Origin of the sequence: Arsenicicoccus sp. UBA6765, from assembly GCF_002453335.1 — a bacterium.
Lineage (GTDB): Bacteria > Actinomycetota > Actinomycetes > Actinomycetales > Dermatophilaceae > Arsenicicoccus > Arsenicicoccus bolidensis.
Map to the genome: position 1 here is coordinate 35,308 of NZ_DKGR01000041.1, position 21,840 is coordinate 57,147.

General features: G+C 73.1%; 16 protein-coding genes and 1 pseudogene. 14 read left to right on the forward strand and 3 right to left on the reverse strand.

All coding sequences use genetic code 11. The features are described from left to right. Positions 1-7: 7 nt before the first annotated feature. Complete coding sequence (locus tag B4K29_RS11220; RefSeq protein ID WP_313666762.1) at positions 8-1,063, reverse strand: DUF917 domain-containing protein; 1,056 nt, start codon at positions 1,061-1,063, stop codon at positions 8-10. Here B4K29_RS11220 and B4K29_RS11225 point away from each other — a divergent pair. The 8 genes and pseudogenes from B4K29_RS11225 to B4K29_RS11255 all read left to right on the forward strand — a co-directional run bounded on the left by B4K29_RS11225 (position 1,043) and on the right by B4K29_RS11255 (position 6,740). Continuing rightward, a complete protein-coding gene (locus B4K29_RS11225) occupies positions 1,043-1,237 on the forward strand; it encodes a helix-turn-helix domain-containing protein (protein WP_376786855.1) in 195 nt (64 codons plus the stop codon). The two genes, B4K29_RS11220 and B4K29_RS11225, sit on opposite strands and share 21 nt — an antisense overlap. Positions 1,238-1,442: 205 nt before the next feature. Then, a pseudogene (locus B4K29_RS18460) lies at positions 1,443-1,706 on the forward strand (hypothetical protein); the annotation flags it as partial. Beyond that, complete coding sequence (locus tag B4K29_RS11230) at positions 1,589-3,199, forward strand: diadenylate cyclase (protein ID WP_349680248.1); 1,611 nt, start codon at positions 1,589-1,591, stop codon at positions 3,197-3,199. The pseudogene B4K29_RS18460 and the gene B4K29_RS11230, both read left to right, overlap by 118 nt. 98 nt (positions 3,200-3,297) lie before the next feature. Next, on the forward strand, positions 3,298-3,492 hold the full coding sequence (locus B4K29_RS11235; protein WP_029212384.1) for a hypothetical protein: 195 nt from the start codon (positions 3,298-3,300) through the stop codon (positions 3,490-3,492). Beyond that, positions 3,489-3,725 (forward strand): hypothetical protein, encoded by a 237-nt coding sequence (locus tag B4K29_RS11240; RefSeq protein WP_286955942.1) that lies wholly within the window; start codon positions 3,489-3,491, stop codon positions 3,723-3,725. Before B4K29_RS11235 ends, B4K29_RS11240 begins: the two co-directional genes overlap by 4 nt. Before the next feature lie 59 nt (positions 3,726-3,784). Then, on the forward strand, positions 3,785-5,188 hold the full coding sequence (gene pafA / locus B4K29_RS11245) for a Pup--protein ligase (RefSeq protein WP_029212386.1): 1,404 nt from the start codon (positions 3,785-3,787) through the stop codon (positions 5,186-5,188). 94 nt (positions 5,189-5,282) lie between these two features. Next, positions 5,283-6,302 carry an FKBP-type peptidyl-prolyl cis-trans isomerase gene (locus B4K29_RS11250; protein ID WP_286967337.1) on the forward strand — a complete coding sequence of 340 codons (1,020 nt, stop codon included), beginning with the start codon at positions 5,283-5,285 and terminating at the stop codon, positions 6,300-6,302. A gap of 51 nt (positions 6,303-6,353) precedes the next feature. Further along, positions 6,354-6,740, forward strand: a complete 387-nt coding sequence (locus B4K29_RS11255; RefSeq protein ID WP_029212388.1) for an FKBP-type peptidyl-prolyl cis-trans isomerase — start codon at positions 6,354-6,356, stop codon at positions 6,738-6,740. 96 nt (positions 6,741-6,836) lie between these two features. Here B4K29_RS11255 and B4K29_RS11260 read toward each other — a convergent pair whose 3' ends face one another. Both B4K29_RS11260 and B4K29_RS11265 read right to left on the reverse strand, forming a co-directional pair. After that, on the reverse strand, positions 6,837-12,434 hold the full coding sequence (locus B4K29_RS11260; RefSeq protein ID WP_286967338.1) for a carboxyl transferase domain-containing protein: 5,598 nt from the start codon (positions 12,432-12,434) through the stop codon (positions 6,837-6,839). A 73-nt stretch (positions 12,435-12,507) separates the two neighbouring features. Further along, positions 12,508-13,626 carry a DUF3866 family protein gene (locus B4K29_RS11265; RefSeq protein WP_286967340.1) on the reverse strand — a complete coding sequence of 373 codons (1,119 nt, stop codon included), beginning with the start codon at positions 13,624-13,626 and terminating at the stop codon, positions 12,508-12,510. 43 nt (positions 13,627-13,669) lie between these two features. Here B4K29_RS11265 and B4K29_RS11270 point away from each other — a divergent pair, with 43 nt between their 5' ends. The 6 genes from B4K29_RS11270 to B4K29_RS11295 all read left to right on the forward strand — a co-directional run bounded on the left by B4K29_RS11270 (position 13,670) and on the right by B4K29_RS11295 (position 21,207). Then, positions 13,670-14,701: a helix-turn-helix transcriptional regulator gene (locus tag B4K29_RS11270; protein ID WP_029212391.1), complete on the forward strand. Its 1,032-nt coding sequence runs from the start codon at positions 13,670-13,672 to the stop codon at positions 14,699-14,701. After that, positions 14,698-15,723 (forward strand): helix-turn-helix transcriptional regulator, encoded by a 1,026-nt coding sequence (locus B4K29_RS11275; RefSeq protein WP_205621890.1) that lies wholly within the window; start codon positions 14,698-14,700, stop codon positions 15,721-15,723. The genes B4K29_RS11270 and B4K29_RS11275 overlap by 4 nt, the downstream gene beginning before the upstream one ends. A 158-nt stretch (positions 15,724-15,881) precedes the next feature. Then, positions 15,882-16,337: a Sec-independent protein translocase subunit TatA gene (gene tatA / locus B4K29_RS11280; RefSeq protein ID WP_286967342.1), complete on the forward strand. Its 456-nt coding sequence runs from the start codon at positions 15,882-15,884 to the stop codon at positions 16,335-16,337. Positions 16,338-16,357: 20 nt separating this feature from the next. After that, positions 16,358-17,188: a twin-arginine translocase subunit TatC gene (gene tatC, locus B4K29_RS11285; RefSeq protein ID WP_240483997.1), complete on the forward strand. Its 831-nt coding sequence runs from the start codon at positions 16,358-16,360 to the stop codon at positions 17,186-17,188. Between the two features lie 54 nt (positions 17,189-17,242). Then, positions 17,243-20,122, forward strand: a complete 2,880-nt coding sequence (locus B4K29_RS11290; protein WP_029212395.1) for a DEAD/DEAH box helicase — start codon at positions 17,243-17,245, stop codon at positions 20,120-20,122. 206 nt (positions 20,123-20,328) lie between these two features. Beyond that, on the forward strand, positions 20,329-21,207 hold the full coding sequence (locus B4K29_RS11295) for a DUF3152 domain-containing protein (RefSeq protein ID WP_156911423.1): 879 nt from the start codon (positions 20,329-20,331) through the stop codon (positions 21,205-21,207). Positions 21,208-21,840: the final 633 nt, after the last annotated feature.

Below are 21,840 nucleotides of genomic sequence, written 5' to 3' on the forward strand. Positions count from 1 at the left end.
GCGCCCATCATGCCGTGGGCGCCGAAGGGGTCGTGGACGTCGATGCCGCCGATGCCGCCGAGGCAGGAGTCCAGTCGAGGTCGTAGCCGAACGAACGGGGTCCCAGCAGCTCGAGACCACGGGCCGTCCGCCACGGAGCGGGGGCCGGCAGGACGAGCACGCTGTGCCGCCGGCCGACCTCGACGTCGGGGTTGAGCGCCGGCAGGCCGGACTCGTCGACGAGGACGATCAGGTCGGGGACGCAGGCGTCGAGCGCGCCGTCGCGCCGGGCGAGGATGAACTCGTTCTGCACGTCGATGGCGTAGCGCGAGCCCGCGTCGTCCCGCAGGACGACCTTGCCGCGGCTGAAACCCCCTGCCAGGGCACAGCCGTAGTCGGTCACGACTCCCCGGAACGCCACGTGCCCTCCCGCGTGGGCCGCGATCACGTCGGCGAGCTCCTCGCCGGACGCGCCGGACTCGCGGGCCTCGCGACAGGTCCGCCCGAGCCGGCCGGCCGCGCTGATCGTGCCGGGGATGAGCGCCCCCCGAGCTCTGAGATCTCGGCCCCGCAGGGGGTGATCGGCCACCCCGACGGAGTGGCCGCTGGCCGCGGAGACCGCTCGCACGAGGTCCTCGGCCCGCTGCTCGGACGCGACGTGGGGGACGACGAGCGTGTCCCCCTGACGGGTCGAGAGGGCCAGCGGGGCGATGGGCAGCCCGACGAGGTGGTAGGTGCTGTGGGGCAGCTCGGGCACGGCACGCCCCGCCAGGTCCGCGTCGAGCAGCGGTCGGCCGAGGGCGGCGGCCGCTGACATCGCGTCGGCGGTGTTCTCGGCGCCGAGCTCGGTCGCGACGATCGCCCCGACCGGCTCGCCCAGGTGCTGCTCGAGGGCCAGCAGCGCGCCCAGCGCCTCGGGCGGCACGCCCGGAGCCAGCGGCGGGAGCTCTCCTCCCGGGGGCAGGGCGCCGGGGACGTACGGGCAGGCGGTCCAGGTGTCGTCGGGCAGCTCGGACAGGTCCAGCGCGACACGGCCCGTCGCGACGCGGCGCTGCTGCCCACCGTGCAGGCCTACCTCCGGCACGGCCGCAGCGTCCCGGCGACGGCTCGGGCCTGCTTCGTGCACCACAACACGGTGCGCTACCGGCTGGGCGTGGCCCGCGACCTGCTGCGCGGACGGACCGCGAGCGCCGACCCGCTCGACGACGTCGCCGTCGCCCTGCTCGCCGACGCCGTGCTGAACCCGTCGGCGGACTGACGACGTCGAGCGCCGGCCCCTGCTGCCCGGACGACGGGCATCCGGGTGCGATCTGGTCCGAATCGGCCGAACGCGGGTCAGGTCGGACATATCCTGGCCCGGGCCGTCCGGGTCCGTGGTGGAGGGGACCGGCCGGGGCCCGTCATACCTCCGCAAGGCACCCCGAAGGCAGCACGTGACCGTCAACCCCACCCCCCACCACCTCATGTGGGAGCTCCAGGAGCAGTTCCGCCTCTCCCTGGACCGCGCCACCGACCGCGCGACCGACCAGATCGGGGCCATCGTCTCGGCCGACGCGCTGCTCGTCGGCTTCCTCGCCGACGACGTCACGGTGCCCGGCGCACCCGACGTGTGCATCGCCCCGGCGGACCGCGGCTTCAGCATCCAGGACCTCGAGGGCATCCGCGCGGACGCGCAGCGCCGGTTCGAGGCCCACCCGGCGCACGACGAGACCTACGAGTCGGCCGCGGTCCAGCAGGCCGGCTCGACCACTTCCTCGACGAGACCCGCCGCGAGGCCGTCGCCGCGGCCCTCGACAGCGGTCGGGCCGGCCGCGGGCGCACCTTCTTCATCGGCAGCGGCGCCCGGGTCGGGGACTACGTCGTGCACCCCGCCATCAGCGTGGACAGCAGCGCGTATGCCGAGCTCAACGCCCTCCCGTACGACGAGATCGACGGGGTCCCGCTCACGACCTCGCTCGCGCACGGCATCGTCGTCGAGCTGCTGCGCATCGCCACCCACGCCCTCCTCGCGGCCCGGCCGCCGCGCTCGATCTCGCCGATCGACGACGACGTCCCCAACGACGCGATCCGGCGGTCGGCCAACCACCTCGTCTACTCCGCCGCCCTCATCGCGGGGGAGCGGCTCGGGCAGGGGCTGTTCGACGCGTTCGAGGGCCTGTCGTCCACGCCCTACGAGGGTCGCGTCGGCTCCGGCACCGTCGTCATGGCCCGCGAGGGGCACCCCCGCATCTCCGTCGACGTCCAGCTGCGCTCGGCGGTGTCCGTGCGCGAGCGGCGGCAGTTCCGCAAGCTCCTGGAGATGACCCGCCCCGGGCTGCACCTGCTGATCGACGGCCAGCGCATCTACGGCCTCGGGTCGGTCCAGCCGCTCGCCCACGACGAGCCCGACGACTCCGACAACGACATCTTCCGGTTCACGCTGCTCGAGCAGGGCTCCTGGCAGATGGCCTACAACCGCAACCCGCTCCTGCGGGTGTCCAGCGGCCACCCGCAGCTGCCCCGCCCGCGGATGTCGACCAGCCTGTTCATCGACGCCATGCGGCGCGTGTTCGACGAGGTGTCCGACCACGACATACGAGGCATCTGGATGCTGGCCCAGAGCGCGGCGCAGCAGGCCCGCGGCGCCCTGCTCGTCGTCACGACCGCGGCGGCCGAGGAGGCCAGGCGCCTCGCACCCCAGGCCCTCTCGATCCGGCCGCAGCAGCTCAGCCCGGACGTGCTGGACGCGGTCACGCGCATCGACGGCGCGGTCCTGCTCACCCCCGACGGGGTCTGCCACGCGGTCGGCGTCATCCTCGACGGCGTCGCCACCGGGGCCGGCGACCCGAGCCGCGGGTCCCGCTACAACTCGGCCGTGCGCTACACCGTGGCCTCGACGGCGCCCTGCCTCACGGTCATCGTCTCCGAGGACGGGATGATCGATGTCTATCCCGAGCTGGCCCCCCGGGTCCGGCCCGAGGACGGCGAGCAGGCCCTCGCGGACCTCGAGGCCGCCGGCAGCCTGGACGTCGACGAGGCCCGGGACGTCGACCTCGAGGCGTTCTACGCCCTGCACAAGCGCCTGCGCCGGTTCGCGTTCTACCTCTCCGAGAGCCAGTGCGAGCGCGCCTACGCGGTGTGCCTCGCCATCGAGGACCTGCGCTGGGAGCGCTCGCGGACCCGGGTGCGCACCGTGCCGTTCCGCACCGACCCCCGCATGAACGCCTCCTTCTTCGCCTGATCTCGGCCTGAGTTTCACCTGACCTCGTGACACCTGTCAGGGGCGATGGGCGTGATGCGACCCCTAATTTCGGAGAGACCGAGATCGAGGGGGATCCGATGGACCTGCGCACCGGGGCGAGCATCGTGGGGCTGCTCGCCGTCATCTACGGCTTCGCGGTGGCGTTCGGGCCACGCGCGCACCAGGACGCCGGCTTCTGGCACCGCTTCACCGTCGTGGGGGCGCTCCTGCTGCTGGTCGCCGTCGTCGTGCTGGTCGGCGTCCCGTTCTACCGAGAGGGAGGTCTGTCATGACCCAGGCTCCATCAGCGCGCTACGGCCGCAACCCCGGCTGGGGCGTCACCGCCGTCCTCGCGATCGTCTACGGGATGCTCGTGGCCTTCGGCGACCTCCTGCACGACGACCGGGTGTTCTGGGACGCCTTCACGATCTGGGCCGGGCTGCCGGTCCTGGCCGTCTTCGTCATCTGCATGGTGATCCCGTTCATCCGGTGGCTCACCTCCTCGCGACAGACCTACCGGCGGTAGGTGCATCAGCCTGGCGGACGAAGGCCGGTCGACGTGACTGCCGCCGGTAGGGTCGTGCCATGGATCGACGCATCTTCGGGATCGAGACCGAGTATGGCGTGACCGCCACCTCCGAGGGCCAGCGGCGACTGACCCCCGACGAGGTGTCGCGCTACATGTTCCGTTCCGTCGTCGCCTGGAGCCGCAGCTCCAACGCCTTCCTCGCCAACGGCTCACGGCTCTACCTCGACGTCGGCTCGCACCCGGAGTACGCCACGGCCGAGTGCGACTCGCTGCTCGACCTCGTCGCCCAGGACAAGGCCGGCGAGCGCATCGTCCAGGGCCTCGCCGACGACGCCCAGCTGCGCATGGCCCAGGACGAGATCGTCGGCGACGTCTACGTCTTCAAGAACAACGTCGACTCCTCCGGCAGCTCCTACGGCTGCCACGAGAACTTCCTCGTGCACCGGTCCACCGACCTGCGCACCGTCACCGACACCCTCGTGCCCTTCCTCGTCAGCCGCCAGATCACCTGTGGCGCAGGCAAGCTCGTCGTCGACCCCCAGGGACGGCCGACCTACTGCGTCAGCCAGCGCGCCGACCACATGTGGGAGGGCGTGTCCTCCGCCACCACGCGCTCGCGGCCCATCATCAACTCCCGCGACGAGCCCCACGCCGACGCCGAGAAGTTCCGCCGCCTGCACGTCATCGTCGGGGACTCGACGATGTCGGAGACGACGATGCTGCTCAAGGTCGGGTCCGCCGACCTCGTGCTGCGGATGATCGAGGAGGGCGTCCCGCTGCCCCACCTCACCCTCGCGAGCACCACGGCCGCCATACGCACCATGAGCACCGACCCGACCGGCCGCGCCGAGGTCGCCCTGCAGCGCGGCGGGACCACGAGCGCCCTGGCGGTGCAGAGCGCCTACCTCGAGGCCGCGCGACGCTTCGTCGACGAGGGCGGCAGCGACGACCCGGTGCACGAACGCGTCCTGGACCTGTGGGAGCGGGTGCTGTCGGCCGTCGACTCCGGGCGGCTGCAGGAGGTCGGCACCGAGATCGACTGGGTGATCAAGCGGCGCCTCATCGAGCACTACTCCAGCCGCAACGGCCTGCCGCTCGAGCACCCGCGGCTGCAGCAGATCGACCTCGCCTACCACGACCTGCACCCGCGCCGGGGTCTGTTCAACCTGCTGCAGGCCAGGGGGCTCGCCGCGCGGGTCACCACCGACGAGCAGATCGAGCACGCGGTGACGGCGCCCCCGCAGACGACCCGGGCCAAGCTGCGCGGGGACTTCATCGCCGCGGCGCGGGCGGCTCGGCGGGACTACTCCGTCGACTGGGTGCACCTCAAGCTCAACGACGGCAACCAGCGCACCATCTTGTGCAAGGACCCGCTCGCCTACGAGGACCCGCGGGTCGAGCGGCTCGTCGCGAGCCTCGGCGAGCACCCCGCCCCGGCCGGCACCTGGCCCGGCACCTGAGCCAGGGAGCCGGACGCCGACAGCCCCGCCACAGGATCGCCCGCTAGGGTGGCACGAGCTCAAACGACCCACATCCGAGCGAAGGACCCCTCTTTTGCGCCTGCGCACCAGCTCTGCCCTCGCCCTCGCGGCCGTCCCGGCCATCGCGCTCAGCGCGTGCGGGAGCGGCGGGGCCTCCACCACCACCTCGACGACCACGACCCCCGCGCCGAGCCCCTCGGCACCGGCGACCCCCGCGTCCGCGACGCCCCCGCCGATCACCCCGGCCGCCAAGGGCGACCTCGCGGGCATCACCGTCGGCGGCACGCCCGCCAAGCCGTCGCTCAAGGTCGACAAGGCGCCCTTCACGACCAAGGAGACGACCACCAAGGTCGTCACCGAGGGCACCGGCCAGGTCGTCAAGAAGACCGACATGGTGGTCGCCAACGCGCTGTTCGTCTCCGGCAAGACCGGCAAGACGCTCGAGGACACCTTCGCCGCCAACCAGCCCCAGCAGATCCCCGTCAACCAGTGGATCCCCGGCGTCGCCAAGGGCATGCTCGGCCAGAAGGTCGGCAGCCGCATGCTGATCGCCATGGCTCCCGCCGACGCAGCGACCCTCATCGCCCAGGGCAACCCCCAGTCCGGCCTCGCCGCCGACGAGACGCTGGTGGCCTACGTCGAGATCCAGAAGGTCGGCTTCAAGGGCGAGGCCTGCAAGGTCGTCACCAGCAAGGAGGGCCTGCCCGAGGTCACCGCCGCCGACGGCAAGGCAGCCACCATGAAGCCCACCACGGCCGCCGCGCCCAAGCAGGCCACGGCCTACGTCCTCAAGGAGGGCACCGGCCCGGTCGTCAATGCCGGCCAGACGCTGTCCTCGCACTACACCGGCATGCTCTGGACCAACGGCACCAAGTTCGACTCGAGCTATGACCACGGCGCCGAGCCCACGCCGTTCCCGATCGGCGTCGGCCAGGTCATCCCCGCCTGGGACAAGTGCCTCACCGGTCAGAAGGTCGGCAGCCGCGTCCTCGTCGTCGCCCCGCCGGCCGAGGCCTACGGCGCCAAGGCCCAGGACAAGATCCCGGCCAACTCGACGCTCGTCTTCGTCGTCGAGCTCGTCAAGGCCCAGTAGCCGGACCAGCACCACCCGTCATCGCGTCCCCCCGAGCCACCAGGAGGCACCATGCCGTTCGACCCCACCACCACCAAGCCCGAGATCGACTTCCCGGGCGACCAGCCGCCCGCCGACCTCGTCATCGAGGAGGTCTGGGAGGGTGACGGCGCCGAGGCCAAGCCCGGCAACGTCGTCAGCACCCACTACGTCGGCGTGGCCTACTCCACCGGCGAGGAGTTCGACGCCTCGTGGAACCGCGGCGCGCCCCTGGACTTCCAGGTCGGCGTCGGCCAGGTCATCCAGGGCTGGGACCAGGGCCTGCTCGGGATGCGTGAGGGTGGCCGGCGCAAGCTGACCATCCCGTCGCACCTCGCGTATGGCGACCGCGGCGCCGGCGGCGTCATCAAGCCCGGCGAGAGCCTGATCTTCGTCGTGGACCTCGTCGCCGTCCGCTAGGTCTCGCTGCACCCCAAGATCGTGAGGGTTTGGTCCAAGAATCGGACCAAACCCTCACGATCTTCGTGGTTGGGGGTTGGGGAGGGGCCGGGAGGCTCAGGCCTGGGAGGCCCAGCCCTGCAGGGCGGCGATGATCCGCGGGCGCAGGTCGGCCGGGGCCACGACCTCGTCGACCGAGCCGACCTCGACGGCGCGGTGGATGCTGTGGACCGCGTCGAACTCCGAGGCGACCTCCCCGAGCTTCTCGGCGCGGACGTCGCGTCGCGTCTCGACGAGCTGGGCGGCCAGGTCGGCGTGCTCCTCGCCGGTGGCGGCCGACAACCGCTGCTCGAGCTCGGCCACCCGCGGGTCCTTGGCCGCGCGCGCGTCCACGTCGCGGCTGAACACCACGGCGGCGGCCGGCGCGCCACCGAGCACCGAGGCGTAGGACCCCTCGACGGCCAGCACCCGCATCTGCGGGTTGAGGGCCTTGGAGAACACGACGAACGCCCCGCCGTGGTAGCGCGAGATGACGCAGAACACGATCGGCCCGTCGAAGTTGACGATGGCGCGGCCGATCTCGGCGCCGTACTCGAGCTGCAGGTTGCGCAGCGACTCCGGCGAGCCGTCGAAGCCCGACAGGTTGGCCAGGACGACGACCGGGCGGTTGCCGCTGGCGCCGTTGATCGCCCGGGCGACCTTCTTGGACGACCGGGGGAACAACGTGCCGGCGGTGTAGGTGTCGGGGCCGTCGGTGGGAGGGAAGCCGCGGCGCGGGACGGCCTTGGACTCGATGCCCACCAGGCAGACCGGGATGCCGCCGAGGCGCGCGTCGTAGACCACGGAGGTCTCGGCGTCCGCCATCCCGGCCCAGCGCTCGAGCGTCGCGTGGTCCTGGTCGGCCACGGCCGCCATCACCGTGCGGATGTCGAACGGCTTCTTGCGGTCCGGGTTGGTGGCGGGGGAGAAGATGTCGCCGACCGTCGTGAACCCGGAGTCGATCGGGTCGTGCGGATAGGTCGTGACGTCGCGGTCGACCGGGTCGGTGGTCGCGGCGACGCGCGGACCGCTCTCGCCGGGGGCGACGTAGGCGTGGTCGTAGTGCGTCATGAGGATGCCGAGCGCGCCGGCGAGGTCGGGCGCCCAGTACTGCGCCTGGCCGTTGGGGCCCATGATCCGGTCGTAGCCGCCGATGCCGTAGTTGTCCTCGGCCGAGACGCCGCCGGAGAAGTCCAGGGACTGCTTGCCGGTCAGCACCATCGCGCTGTCCGGGGTCATGACGAGGATGCCCTTGGTGTGCATCAGCATCGTCGCCTCGGCGTTCCAGTACGGCTGCGCGCCGACGTTGATGCCGGCGACGACGACGTTGATCTCGCCGCCCGCCTGGGTGAACTCGACGATGCGCTTGAGCGCGCGGGCCACCCAGTCCATGTTCTCCGTGCCGGAGTCCATCGAGATGCGGGCGCCGGCGGACAGGGCGAACCACTCGACGGGCACCCCCATCGACTCGGCCAGGTCGAGCGCCGCGATGATGCGCGTGCACTCCGCCTCGGAGACCGCACCGAGGGCCCGCAGCGGGTCGCCGCACAGCAGGACCCGCTTGACCCCCTCGGGGTGGCGCGTGGTGGGGGTCGAGATGACGCCGACGATGATGCCCGCGCGGTTGAGGCCGTACGGACGGTCGACCGGCACCAGCGCACCGGAGTCGTCGAGGTCGTGCTCGGTCGCGGTGCCGCCGGGCCCCGCGATCAGCGACTGCAGCTCGTAGGGGTAGGCCATGCCCCGACGGCGTGCGGTGACGACCTTACGGGAGTAGTCGTCCAGCGGCTTGAGCCGCTCCTCGGGCGGCCCCTCGATGGAGGTGACGACCCCGGACCCCGGCTGGTAGTGGAAGCGCGCGGCCATCGGCATGGTCTCGCCGCCACCACCGGGCAGCGCCACGGTGCCGTCCAGGAGCACCTCCTCGACGCCGGCGCCGGCCGTCATCGGGGCGATCGTCCGCTTGAGGGTCGTCAGCTCCTCGACGTCACCCTCGATCGTCGGCCAGACGTGGACCCACACGTGGTTCATGTCGAGCCGGGTCCCGGCGGGGCCGCTGCTCGCGCGGGCCCGGCGGATCGCGTCCAGGCAGCCGGCGATGGCCCGCTCGACGTGCGGCAGCCCGGTGACCCGGCCCTGCTCGTCCCGGACCACGGCGAGCTGTCGCACCTGCGCCATGGCCACGAGGCGCACGTCGGTGTCGTTGCCCCTCGGGACGCAGCGATAGAGCAGGACGTCCTCGGGCGCCTCGAGGCGGGTCACGTCGAACTCCGTGAGGCGCCACAGGTTGAGCCGTCGCCCGACCATCGGGTGCACGCCGCGGACGAGCTCGTCCTCGACGACCGACCCGGCTGAGCCATCCGTGACGGCGGCGCCGGCAGGATCGTTGTCGGCGGGACGGAAGGTCAGGTAGCGGACCGGCTCCTCGCCGTCGCTGCACACGCCGACCGCGACGCGACGAACCCCGCGGCCGAGGTCGAGCCCGGAGAGCCGCTGCACGAGCTCGGCCGAGAGCTCGTCGAGCGAGGCCGGCGCGTCGTCCCAGCGCAGGTAGAGGTCGACGACGCTCTGCTGACCGGCACCGGCCTCGGCGACCTCGGAGGCGATGTCCTGGACCAGGTCCGAGCCGGGACGCAGGTCGTCGACCCGCCCGATCGTGGAGACCAGGTGGGTCGGCCGGTCGTCGATGGTGTAGTCCGCGACGACCAGCGGACGCCCGTCGATGCGGATCTCGCGGAAGTCGCGCATGTCGTGGCCGCGGTAGTGGCGCTGGGCCAGCACCGTGAGCATCGGCTCGGAGGACGGCAGCTCGGGGCCGGACAGCCGCTGGGCGAGGAAGCGGGCGATCCGCTCGGGGATGCGCACCAGCGCATCGATGTGCTCGTCACGCTCCGGGCCCTCCGGGAGCTCGGCGATGCGGGCGATCTCGTCGGCCACGCCCCCGAGCACGCCCTGGCGCTCGGCGTCCACCAGGGGCTGGTCGAACCACCGGAAGCGCACGCTGCGGGCCAGGTCCCCGACGACGGGGATGCGCAGCTGGGTGGCGCGCACGAGGTGGTCGAGGGCCGCGCGGGCACGGGTGTCCCCGGGCGACTCGGGCACGGGATCGGTGAGCCACCGCCGCAGCAGCGCGGTCACGACCTGCAGGTCGGGGGTCGACCGCTGCTGCGCGACGAAGACGCGGAAGACGGCCTGCTCGAGCTCGTCCCCGTGCTCCAGGTCGGTGACGCCGTAGCGACGCAGGACGGCCCCGAGGCGCTCCTGGAAGTCCTCGGGCAGGCCGGCCCGGACCGGGTCCAGGCTCTGCAGATAGGTGTGGAAGTGCTCGCGGGGGCTGTGGATGCGGTTCTCGAGGTGCAGGTCGTCGCCCGCGGGGCGGTTGCGGGACAGCTCGGCCAGGTCGGCGAAGGCCTCGAGCAGCTCGACCTCCGCGGCCACCGGGCTCTCGCCCCGGGTCGCCTCCTCGTCGCGGACCGCGAGGTATGACGCCAGCACCCGCCCCTCGTCGCGGGCGTCCACGTCGTAGCCGAGGATCAGCGCGAGCAGGTCGCCGCGCAGCCGGGTCGCGCGACGGTGCGGGTCGGCACCGCCACTGGCACTCGCGTCGACCGTGCTGCTGTCGATGTCACCGTCGGGCAGGTCCAGGTCCACGCCCGGCAGCTCCTCCGCGGCGGCCTCGTCGCCGTCGCCGACGGGCTCGAGGCGCACGAGCGGGGTGCCGGTCTCGACCTGGCTGCCGGCGGACACGAGCAGCTCCCTGACCCGGGCGGCGAACGGCGCGGGCAGGACGGTCTCCATCTTCATCGACTCGAGCACCAGCACGGGCGCGCCCGCGGCGACCTCGTCGCCCACCGACACCGGGGTGGCGACGACCAGCGCCGGGGTGGGGGAGCGCAGCACGCCGCCCTCGTCGAGGCTGATCCGGTGGGTGACCCCGTCGACCTCGACGAGCTGGATGGTGCCGTGCGAGGCGGTGATCAGCCGGTGCTCGCGGCCGCTGACGGTGATGCGGGCGGCGTAGTCGTCGATGCGGTCGAGCTCGGCCTCGACGGCGTGCTCGCCGGCGGGGGAGGTGACGGTGACGCGGAACCGGTGCGGCGCCACGCGCGACACGGTCAGCGTGTAGGCCGTGCCGCGCAGCGTGAGCTCGACCTTGCGCCCCGGGGCGTGCTGCAGCTGGGGGCGGCCGCCGCGCGCCGTCTCGAGCAGGCGAGCGCGGGCGATCGCCTCGTCGGCCTCGTAGGCCTGGATCCCGGCCGCCACCAGGGCGACCCCGGCGTGACGGTGGCTGCTGAGCCGGCCCTCGCCGCGGACCCGGTCGATCCAGCCGGTGTCGGCGCTGCCGTCGATCACCTCGGGGGCGTCGAGCAGCTCGAGGACGAAGCTCTTGTTGGTGGCGCCGCCCTCGATGACGACGGTGGTCTCCTGCATGGCGCGGCGCAGGCGGGCGAGAGCCTCGTCCCGGTCGCGGCCGGAGGCGATGATCTTGGCGATCATCGAGTCGAAGTCGGCGGGGATCGTGTCGCCCTCGGCGACACCCGTGTCGACGCGGATGCCGGGGCCCGCCGGCAGCTCGAGCAGGGCGATGCGGCCCGGTGACGGCGCGAAGTCGCGGTCGGGGTCCTCGGCGTTGAGGCGGGCCTCGACGGCGTGGCCGCTCTCGACGGGCCGCTCGCCCTCGAGCCGACCGCCGGACGCGACGTGGATCTGCAGGCGCACCAGGTCGGTCGCGGTGGTGACCTCGGTGATGGAGTGCTCGACCTGCAGGCGGGTGTTGACCTCGAGGAAGGCGAAGAAGCGCTCGGTGGGGTGGTAGAGGAACTCGACGGTCCCGGCGCCGCAGTAGCCGACCGCGACGGCGAGGCGCTCGGCGCTGGCCTTGAGCTCGGCGACCTCGTCGGGGGAGAGGACGGGGGAGGCCGACTCCTCGATGACCTTCTGGTTGCGGCGCTGCACCGAGCAGTCGCGGACGCCGAGCGCCCAGGCCGTGCCGTGCGAGTCGGCGATGACCTGCACCTCGACGTGCCGCGCGCCGGTGACGAGCCGCTCCAGGAAGACGACGCCGGAGCCGAACGCGCGGGCCGCCTCGTCGCGGGTGCGCTCGTAGGCATCGGCCAGCTCGGCGTCGGAGGAGACCTTGCGGATGCCGCGCCCACCACCGCCGGCGGTGGCCTTGAGCATGAGGGGGTAGCCGATCTCCTGGGCGGCGGCCACGGCGTCCTCGAGGGTGTCGACGCCGCCGCGGCTCCACGCCGCGACCGGCACGCCGACCTGCTCGGCGATGAGCTTGGAGCCGATCTTGTCGCCGAGCTGACGCATGGCCTCGGGGTTCGGCCCGATGAAGGTCACCCCGATCCGCGCGCACAGGTCGGCGAAGGCCGGGTCCTCGGCGACGAAGCCCCACCCGACCCAGGCGGCGTCCGCGCCCGTCTCCAGCAGGGCGCGCTCGAGCACCGCGTGGTCGAGATAGGGCCGGTCGGCGGCGGGTCCGAGGTCGTAGGACCGGTCCGCCTCCCGCACGAACATCGCCCGGCGCTCGCCCGTCGTGTGCAGGGCCACCGTCTCGATCCTCGGCTCGGCGGACCCGGGTCCGCGGGACGCGTTGAGGTCGCGGACCGCATGGATGAGGCGCATGGCGGCCTCGCCACGGTTGACGATGGCGATGCGGGTGAACATCAGACGGCTACCTCCGAGCGGCACGGTGTGGCACAGGCCACGCATTCTCCCGGAGGCTAGTCACTGTGGGGGGTTACTCGCGCGTCGGGATGCGCGTGGCGGCGTGGCGACCTGCGACCGCGGCGGCCAGGAAGGACGCCCGGTCGTCCTGCAGACCGCGCCCCATGGTGCTCAGCCGGACGGGTGACGTGGCCAGGGCGGCGTCGAGCCGGTCGGTCGGGACGTCGACCGGCGTGAGCCGCCCGCCCGAGCCCGCGCACAGCTCGTGCGCCTGGCGGCGCACCTCGCGACCGGTCTCGGTGTCCTCCTGGGGGATCGGCACTTCCGCGGGCACCAGGGCGACCCGGCCGTATGCCGTCACGCTGTGATGGCTGACGCCGCGATGCCGCGGGCGCGGGTCGGCCTCGGACACCCGCAGCGAGGCCACCGCGACGCCGCCGAGCGTGTGGGCGGCGTTGACCGCCTCGCCCGCGCTGGTCCCCGAGAAGCCCCAGCGGGTGCCGGTGCCGAGGTTGCCCGGGCCCTGCGCGACCACGGCGACGTCGGCACAGACCACGAGCCGCGCGGCGAGCAGCCCGGTGTGGACGTTGACGGCCTCCAGGTCCCCGCCGTAGGCCTGGCCCACCGTGATGCAGGACGCCAGCCAACCCGCCTCGCGCAGCCCCGCGACCGTCCGGCTGAACCGTGCGGGCAGGGCGCCGCCGTCCGTCATGACATAGGCGACGACCGCGTCCGGCTGCTCGGCCCGCAGGCCGGCCAGGACGGCGGGCACCGCGGAGTGCAGGTCGGCCGTGACCACCGGCATCCCGTCGATCGAGTCGGCGTCCGCGAGCAGCGCGTGGTGCGGGCTCTCCTGCTCGTCGACGCCGAGCACCATGGCCTGCAGCGGCGTGTAGCGGGCCTTGACGACGTGCCCGGGCCCCGGGGGCGGGTCTGCCGGCATACGGTCCGGGTCGGCGACCACGAGGGCCAGGCCGCCGGTGCCGAGGCCGCGCTCGAGCGCGGAGACGTTGAGCAGGACGGTGTCGCCCACCTGCGGGCGGCCCACGAGGTCGACGTAGGCGAGGGCCCGACACGCGGTGCCGGAGGCGGCGTCCCCAGCCCCCTCCTCGAACACAGTTACGGCATACTCGACTGCGCCGGGCCACTCGGCCCGGACGGCGTCGACTCGGGCGCTGCGCCAGCGGATCACGGCGCCAGACTAGTGGCCGGACCATCGAAGGGAGGGGCACGACGTGGCTCCTGCGCGGACCCCCATCAGCTCCGCCAAGACCGAGCGGCTGCTCAACCTGGTCATCTGCCTGCTCTACACGCGACGGGCGCTGCCCAAGTCCAAGATCCGCGAGGCCGTCCCGCAGTACGGCGCGGCGCTGTCCGAGGACGCCTTCAACCGGATGTTCGAGCGCGACAAGGACGAGCTGCGCGAGCTCGGCATCCCGCTCGTGACCGAGGACATCGACCCCCTCTTCGACAACGAGGAGGGCTACCGCATCGACCGGCGCGAGTACGCCCTGCCCGAGGTCGCCTTCGAGCCCGACGAGATCGCGGTGCTCGGGCTCGCCAGCCGCACCTGGGCGCAGGCGTCGCTGGCCGGGCCCGCCGCCCGCGCGCTGCGCAAGCTCGAGGCGGCCGGCGTGGAGCGCGACGACTCCTCGGTGATCGGGCTCGAGCCGCGCGTCCGCACCGCCGAGCCCGCCTTCGCCCGCGCCAAGGACGCCGTCCTGCAGCGACGCCCGATCCGCTTCGACTACCGGCGCTCGGGGACCGGCGCGCTCACCACCCGCCACGTCCAGCCGTGGGGGATCGCGGCGTGGCACGGCCGGTGGTACCTCACGGGCTTCGACACCGACCGCGACGCACCCCGCGTGTTCCGCCTCGGGCGGGTCGAGGGACCCATCGCCTGGGCCGGCAAGGCCGGGTCGTATGCCGTGCCCGCCGACCACGACCCGCTGGGGTCCATCCGGGCCCAGGCCTCCGAGCGCCCCGCGGTCACGGCGACGCTGCGCGTCCGCCAGGGCGCGGGGCACGCGCTGCGCCGCCGCGCCGGGCAGACCGGCCCGAGTAGTGGTGCCGGTGGTGCTGGTGGTGGCGAGGCCGGGACCGGCATGACTGGCGGGTGGGACGAGATCGAGCTGCCGTGCACCGACACGGAGCGGCTCGCCGACGAGCTCGCGGGCTATGCGGCGGACGTCGAGGCGCTGGCGCCCGCCGAGCTCCGCGAGGCCGTCATACGCAGACTGACCGGGGCGCTGGAGGCGAGCCGATGAGCGCCAGGGATCCCCGCGGCAGCGTGGACATGAACGAGTCGGCGACGGCGCGGCTCAGCCGCCTGCTCACGATGGTGCCGTGGCTGCTGACCCATCAGGGCGTCGAGATCGACGTCGCCGCAGCGGAGTTCGGCGTGTCCGAGGCCCAGATCGAGGCCGACCTGGCCCTGCTGTTCCTCTGCGGCACGCCCGGCGGCTACCACGACGACCTGATCGACGCGCAGTGGGAGGACGGGCAGGTCTACGTCTCCAACGCCGACACGATCGCCCGCCCGCTGCGGCTCGGGGTCGACGAGGCGCTGTCGCTGATGGTGGGGCTGCGCGCCCTGGCGGCGGTGCCGGGGCTGGGGGAGCGCGACGCCGTCGACCGCGCCCTGGCCAAGCTCGAGGCCGCCACCAGCGAGGTGTCCGGCGTCGCCGCGCAGGCCGCCCAGATCAGCGTCGACATGCGCGTCGAGGCCGAGGGCGGCGGCGCGGAGGGCGAGCGTCTCGAGGGGCGGCTGTCGGCGCTGCGGCAGGCGCTCGCCGGGCGTCGCCGCGTCCACCTCAACTATGTCGTGCCGAGCCGCGACGAGACCACCGAGCGCGACGTCGACCCCATGCGCCTGGTCAACGTCGACGGGCCGTGGTACCTCGAGGCCTGGTGCCACCGGGCGCAGGACGTCCGGCTCTTCCGCCTCGACCGGATCGCCGAGCTGGAGGTCCTCGACGTCGACGGCACCCCGCCGGCCGACGCGCGCCCGCGCGACCTCGACAACGGGATCTTCCGCCCCGACGAGCTGTCGTTGCGCGTCGTCCTCGACCTCGACCAGCAGGCGCGGTGGGTGCGCGACTACTACCCGTGCGAGTCGGCGCAGGAGCGTGACGGCGGTGGGCTGCGCGTGACGATCGCGACGAGCGACACCGCCTGGCTGCGGCGGCTCCTGCTGCGGCTCGGCGGCGCAGCACGCGTCGTCTCGCCGGACGAGCTGCGGGCCGAGGTGCGGGAGGGCGCCGAGGCGGCGCTCGCGCTCTATCGCTGAACCGTGCCCTGCCGGTGAGCGGTCGCCATCCCGGTGACGCCCTGCCGTTGCCGCATGTTCACCGGCGTTGGTCGTCCTCGGGGTTGACACCCGTAGGATGACGGACCAGGACCTCTCGTCCCTCGTAGGCAGACCCACTGGAAGGCTGGTCGACCCCGATGATCCGCAACGCGTTCGAGCCCTGGCACCTGATCATCCTCGTGCTGGTGATCGTCATCGTCTTCGGGTGGAAGCGGCTGCCGGACGCCGCCCGCAGCCTGGGCCGGTCGATGCGCATCTTCAAGTCCGAGGTGTCCGAGATGAAGAACGACGGCGAGCGCGACAGGTCGAGCACCACGGTCGACGACGAGCTGGCCGAGCCGCACCGCACCACCACGACGACGAGCACCACCACCCGGCCCACGTCCGGAGGGGTCGACGCGACCCAGGCGACGCAGGAGACCCGGACCACGCGCGTCACGCAGACCTCCCAGCCGGCTCAGCCCGTGCCCCCGGCCCAGCCGGTGCACGGCGCCGCGTCCGGCGCCTCGTCCGCCACGTCCGGCGACGAGTTCGTGGTCATCGACGGCGTGCGCTACCGCCGCGAGCCCGGCGACACCGCACCCCGCGCCTGAGCCGGGCGGTCGCCCAGCGCATGGCCCGCGAGCAGTCGACGCGTCCCGGCATCCGCCGCCGGGGACGCAACCCCGAGGGGCGGATGTCCCTCGGTGACCACCTGCGCGAGTTCCGCAACCGCATCCTCATCGCCGCCCTGGCGGTCGTGCTGGCCTCGATCATCGGCTGGATCTACTACGACCCCCTGGTGTTCCGCCTGCAGGAGCCCCTGCGGATCAGCGCCGCCGCACGGCGCGCCAACGTCATCCTGTCCTTCCCCGACATCACCGGCGCCTTCTCGCTCAAGCTCAAGGTCGCGGTGTTCGTCGGCACGATCGTCGCCAGCCCGGTGTGGTTGTGGCAGATCTGGGCGTTCATCGTCCCGGGGCTGCACAAGCGCGAGAAGCGCACGGCCCTGGCCTTCATCACCGCCGCCGTCCCGCTCTTCCTGCTCGGCTGCTGGGGCGCGCTCTACGCCCTGCCCAAGGCGATCGAGGTGCTGCTCGACTTCACCCCGATCGGCGCGTCCAACATCCTGCAGGCGGACTACTACCTCACCTGGGTCACGCGGTTCATCCTGAGCTTCGGCCTGGCCTTCCTGCTGCCGGTGCTCCTGGTCGCGCTCAACGTCATCCACGTCCTGCCCGCGCACATCATGCTCAAGGGTTGGCGGATCGCGGTCGTCCTCATCTTCACCTTCGCCGCCATGATGACGCCGACCCCGGACCCGTGGACGATGTTCGCGCTGGCCCTGCCCCTGTGCGGTCTCTACTTCGCGGCCTACGGGGTGGCGAGGATCATCGACGGCCGGCGCGCGCGGCGCGAGCCCGACTACAGCGACCTCGCCGACGACGAGGCCAGCCGGCTGTGACGCCGGGCGCCGTCATACGAGGGCCTGTCGGTCCTGTCGCGTAGCCTGCTGGACATGGCGCAGCACCCACATCTGGACACCTTCACCGCGAGCTTCCCGTTCGAGCTCGACGCGTTCCAGCTCGAGGCGTGCGCGGCGGTCGAGGACGGGCACGGGGTCCTGGTGGCCGCCCCCACTGGGGCCGGCAAGACGATCGTGGGGGAGTTCGGCGTCCACCTGGCGCTGGCCACGGGGCGCAAGGCGTTCTACACCACGCCCATCAAGGCGCTGTCCAACCAGAAGTACCACGACCTCGTCGCCCGGCACGGCGCCGACCAGGTCGGGCTGCTCACCGGGGACTCGTCCGTCAACGGCGAGGCCCCCGTGGTCGTCATGACCACCGAGGTCCTGCGCAACATGCTGTATGCCGGGAGCTCGTCGCTGCACGGCCTCGGCGTCGTCGTCATGGACGAGGTCCACTACCTCGCCGACCGGTTCCGCGGCGCCGTGTGGGAGGAGGTCATCATCCACCTGCCCCAGGCGGTGCAGGTGGTCTCGCTGTCGGCGACCGTCTCCAACGCCGAGGAGTTCGGCGCCTGGCTGGGGACCGTGCGCGGGGACACCGCGGTCGTCGTGTCCGAGCACCGGCCGGTGCCGCTGTGGCAGCACATGATGGTCGGGCGCGAGCTGTTCGACCTGTTCGTCGACGACGGCGGCGCCATCCTCGGCAAGGACCGCGACTCCCACAACCGGATCACGGACGAGATCGTCAAGGTCAACCCCGACCTGGTGCAGCGGCTTCAGTCGCTGGAGCGGTCGTCCTACGCCGCCGGGCGCGGCATGCGCAGCACGAGCCGGGCCAACGACCCGTGGGGCTCGCGCGGGCGCGGTCGCGGTCGGGGTGGGCCCGACTCGGAGCGCCCTCGCGGCGGTGGGCCGGGCGGTCAGTACTCAGGTGCGGGCGGGGGTTCCGGTGGCGGCGGGGCGCGGGGCAGCCGACCGGGCGGCGCGGCCTCGCGGGCCGAGGTCATCGCGCGGCTCGACCGCGGCGGGCTGCTGCCGGCCATCACCTTCATCTTCAGCCGGGCGGGCTGCGAGGGCGCGGTCGCCCAGCTGCTCGCCCAGGACGTCCGGCTCGTGCCGCCCGAGGAGGGGCGCCGCATCCGGCGCACGGTCGAGGAGCGGATCGCCGGGGTGGCCGACGAGGACCTCGGCATCCTCGGCTACCACGACTTCGTCGAGGCCCTGAGCCGGGGCTACGCCGCGCACCACGCGGGGATGCTGCCGACCTTCCGCGAGATCGTGGAGGAGCTGTTCACCGCCGGGCGGATCCGCGCGGTGTTCGCCACCGAGACGCTCGCGCTCGGCATCAACATGCCCGCCCGCACCGTCGTGCTGGAGAAGCTCGTCAAGTTCAACGGCGACGCGCACGTCGAGCTCTCCCCGGCGGAGTACACCCAGCTCACGGGCCGCGCCGGGCGCCGCGGGATCGACATCGAGGGGCACGCCGTCGTCGTGTGGTCCCGCGGCATCGACCCGCTGGCCGTGGGCGGCCTCGCCTCCACGCGCACCTACCCGCTCAACTCGTCCTTCCGACCGACCTACAACATGGCCGTCAACCTGGTCGAGCGGGTCGGCCGCAGCGAGGCCCGCGACATCCTCGAGACCTCGTTCGCGCAGTTCCAGGCCGACCGGGCCGTGGTCGGTCTCGCGACCCAGGTGCGGCGCAACGAGGAGGCCCTCGAGGGCTACCACGAGGCGATGACCTGCCACCTCGGCGACTTCGAGGAGTACTCCGCGCTGCGCGAGCAGATCCGCCAGCTCGAGAAGTCCATGGCCCGCGAGCGGTCCTCGTCGCGGCGCGCCGAGATCGAGCAGTCGCTCGAGGACCTGCAGCCCGGGGACGTCATCTCGCTGCGCGAAGGCCGCCACACCGGCATGGCGATCGTCGTCAACGCCAACACCGCGGGGCGCAACAACCCGCCGACCCCGCTCGTGATCAACGCCGACGGCCGGGCGCGACGCCTGACGGTCCACGACGTCGACGCGCCCGTGCGCCCGGTCACGACCCTGCAGCTGCCGCGCAACTTCAACGCCCGCAACACCAAGATGCGCAAGGACCTCGCCTCGACGGTCCGGGCCAAGGTGCCCTACGAGCCACCGCCGCGCGGCAAGGGCCGGCGCCCGGGGTCCGACGGCGAGGGGGGATCGTCCGCGGGGGAGCAGGCGGTCGCCTCGCTGCGCCAGCGGATGAAGTCCCACCCCTGCCACCAGTGCCCCGAGCGCGAGGACCACGCCCGCTGGGCCGAGCGCTACCACCGGCTCGCCCGCGAGACGCACGGGCTGCGCCGCAAGGTCTCCGGCCGCACCAACTCCGTGGCCCGGCAGTTCGACCAGATCTGCGACCTGCTGTCCGAGCTCGGCTACCTCGACCCGGCGGGGGAGTCGGTCACGCCGAGCGGGCAGATGCTGCGACGCCTCTACTCCGAGAAGGACCTCCTGGCCGCCGAGTGCCTCGCGCACGGCGTGTGGCAGCGGCTCGACGGTCCCTCGCTGGCGGCCACCGTGTCGGCCCTCGTCTACGAGCCCCGCCGGGACGAGACCGACCCCAAGCCGCGCACCCCCAACGCCGACGTGGCCGAGGCCTACCAGCAGATGGTGCGGCTGTGGTCGACGATCGCCGACCGCGAGGCCGCCGGCCACCTGCCCGAGACCGGCCAGCCGGACGGGGGCATGCTCTGGTCCGTCCACCGCTGGGCCTCCGGCCAGGCGCTCGAGGTGTGCCTGCGCGACTCCGACATGGCGGCGGGCGACTTCGTGCGGCGGTGCAAGCAGGTCGTGGACCTGCTCGGCCAGATCGCGACCTGCGCCCCGCAGCCCGCCCTCGCCGCCACGGCCCGCGCCGCGATCGACCAGGTGATGCGCGGCGTGGTCGCCGCCGACCGCCTCGACTGACCCGCCGCGGGCAGAGGCATCGACCGGCCTTCGTTCAGCGGGCTGATGGGACGGAGGCCGGCTGATCCGCCTGCCCGACCCGTATGACGCGAGCCCGGTCCGTATGACGCGAGCCCCGCCGGATGGCGCGAGCCCGACCGGATGGTCCGGCACCTCGGGCGGCGTGGCACGGGGCCCGACCCGACCGACCTGCCTAGGCTGAGCGAGTGACAGCCCCGCAGTCGCCCACACCCCGCAGGCCGGCGCTCCGCCTCACCCCGCGTGGCCGGGTCGTCCTCGTGGTCCTCGGCCTCGTGGTCGTGCTCGCGCTGAGCCTGCTCGTCCGCAGCTGCACCGCGAAGCCTGCTGGCACAACGACATCCACCGCAGCCGCCACCGCAGCGGCGGCCGGGACCGCAGCACCCTCCGCGGCGGCCGGCTCGTCCTCGTCGCCTGGGGATAGCCCGTCCTCATCACGTAGGGCCAGCACGTCGACGCCGACGACCACCTCGACCAGCAGCGCCGCCACGACCGGGCCGACGAAGGCCGCGGGCGGCGGCATACGACGCTCGGGAGTCAAGGGCGACGGCACCTGGACGGCGGCACCGACCGCGGTCAAGCCCGCACGTCAGACACCCAGCGTCCACCGGTATGCCGTCAAGGTCGAGGGCGGCACCGGCATCGACGCGGGCGCCGCGGCGCGCGAGATCGCCGGTGTGCTCAACGACCCGCGCGGGTGGATCGGCTACCGGGGCGCGTCCTTCGAGCTGGTGCCGGACGCGACGCAGGCGGAGTTCACGATCTATGTGGCCTCACCGCCGACGACCGACCGCATGTGCCTGCCGCTGCAGACCCTGGGGCGGTGGAGCTGCCGGCACGGCGACGACGTGATCCTCAACTCCGACCGCTGGACCCTGCAGACGCCGACCTTCACCGACGTCGCGACCTACCGCGCGTACATGGTCAACCACGAGGTGGGGCACTTCCTCGGTCACGGGCACCGGCAGTGCGGCGGCAAGGGCGAGGTCGCGCCCGTCATGATGCAGCAGAGCAAGGGTCTGGCCGGCTGCCAGCCCAACGCCTGGCCCACCGCCGGCGAACGCTAGCTCCCGCAGACCGCGCTGGTGGGACCGGCGGGATCCGGGACTCGTGAGTGGGCGCGTATGGCGCCCTCCCGGCAGTCCGAGCAACCAGTTCCGCCCTCCCACCGGAATCGCCCACTCGCGTGCGTGGCGCCCACCAGCACCGGTGGCGCCCACCAGCACCGGTGGCCTGCTGCAGCGCGCCACCAGGCAGCGCCGTCACCACCCAGACCGGAACCCGCCACCGGGACCAGATCCCACCAACGGCCCGTGGTCGGCAGCTCGTGAGAGGGCAGCTATGGCGCCCTCCCGGCAGTCCGAGCAACCAGTTCCGCCCTCCCACCGGAATCGCCCACTCGCGTGCGTGGCGCCCACCAGCACCGGTGGCGCCCACCAGCACCGGTGGCCTGCTGCAGCGCGCCACCAGGGAGCGCCGTCACCACCCAGACCGGAACCCGCACCTCAGACCTGAGCCCGCCACCGGGACCAGATCCCACCAACGGCCCGTGGTCGGCAGCTCGTGAGAGGGCAGGTATGGCGCCCTCCCGGCGGTCCGAGCAACCAGTTCCGCCCTCTCACCGGAATCGCCCACTCGCGTGCGTGGCGCCCACCAGCACCGGTGGCGCCCTCCGACGCCGGTGGCGCCCACCAGCACCG

What these genes read in the sequence shown, in the direction of transcription:
- B4K29_RS11235 (WP_029212384.1), top strand. Translation starts at nt 3,298, where the DNA reads ATGGACCTGCGCACCGGGGCGAGCATCGTGGGGCTGCTCGCCGTCATC.
- B4K29_RS11240 (WP_286955942.1), top strand. Translation starts at nt 3,489, where the DNA reads ATGACCCAGGCTCCATCAGCGCGCTACGGCCGCAACCCCGGCTGGGGC.
- pafA (WP_029212386.1), top strand. Translation starts at nt 3,785, where the DNA reads ATGGATCGACGCATCTTCGGGATCGAGACCGAGTATGGCGTGACCGCC.
- B4K29_RS11255 (WP_029212388.1), top strand. Translation starts at nt 6,354, where the DNA reads ATGCCGTTCGACCCCACCACCACCAAGCCCGAGATCGACTTCCCGGGC.
- B4K29_RS11260 (WP_286967338.1), bottom strand. Translation starts at nt 12,434, where the DNA reads ATGTTCACCCGCATCGCCATCGTCAACCGTGGCGAGGCCGCCATGCGC.
- B4K29_RS11275 (WP_205621890.1), top strand. Translation starts at nt 14,698, where the DNA reads ATGAGCGCCAGGGATCCCCGCGGCAGCGTGGACATGAACGAGTCGGCG.
- tatA (WP_286967342.1), top strand. Translation starts at nt 15,882, where the DNA reads ATGATCCGCAACGCGTTCGAGCCCTGGCACCTGATCATCCTCGTGCTG.
- tatC (WP_240483997.1), top strand. Translation starts at nt 16,358, where the DNA reads ATGGCCCGCGAGCAGTCGACGCGTCCCGGCATCCGCCGCCGGGGACGC.
- B4K29_RS11290 (WP_029212395.1), top strand. Translation starts at nt 17,243, where the DNA reads ATGGCGCAGCACCCACATCTGGACACCTTCACCGCGAGCTTCCCGTTC.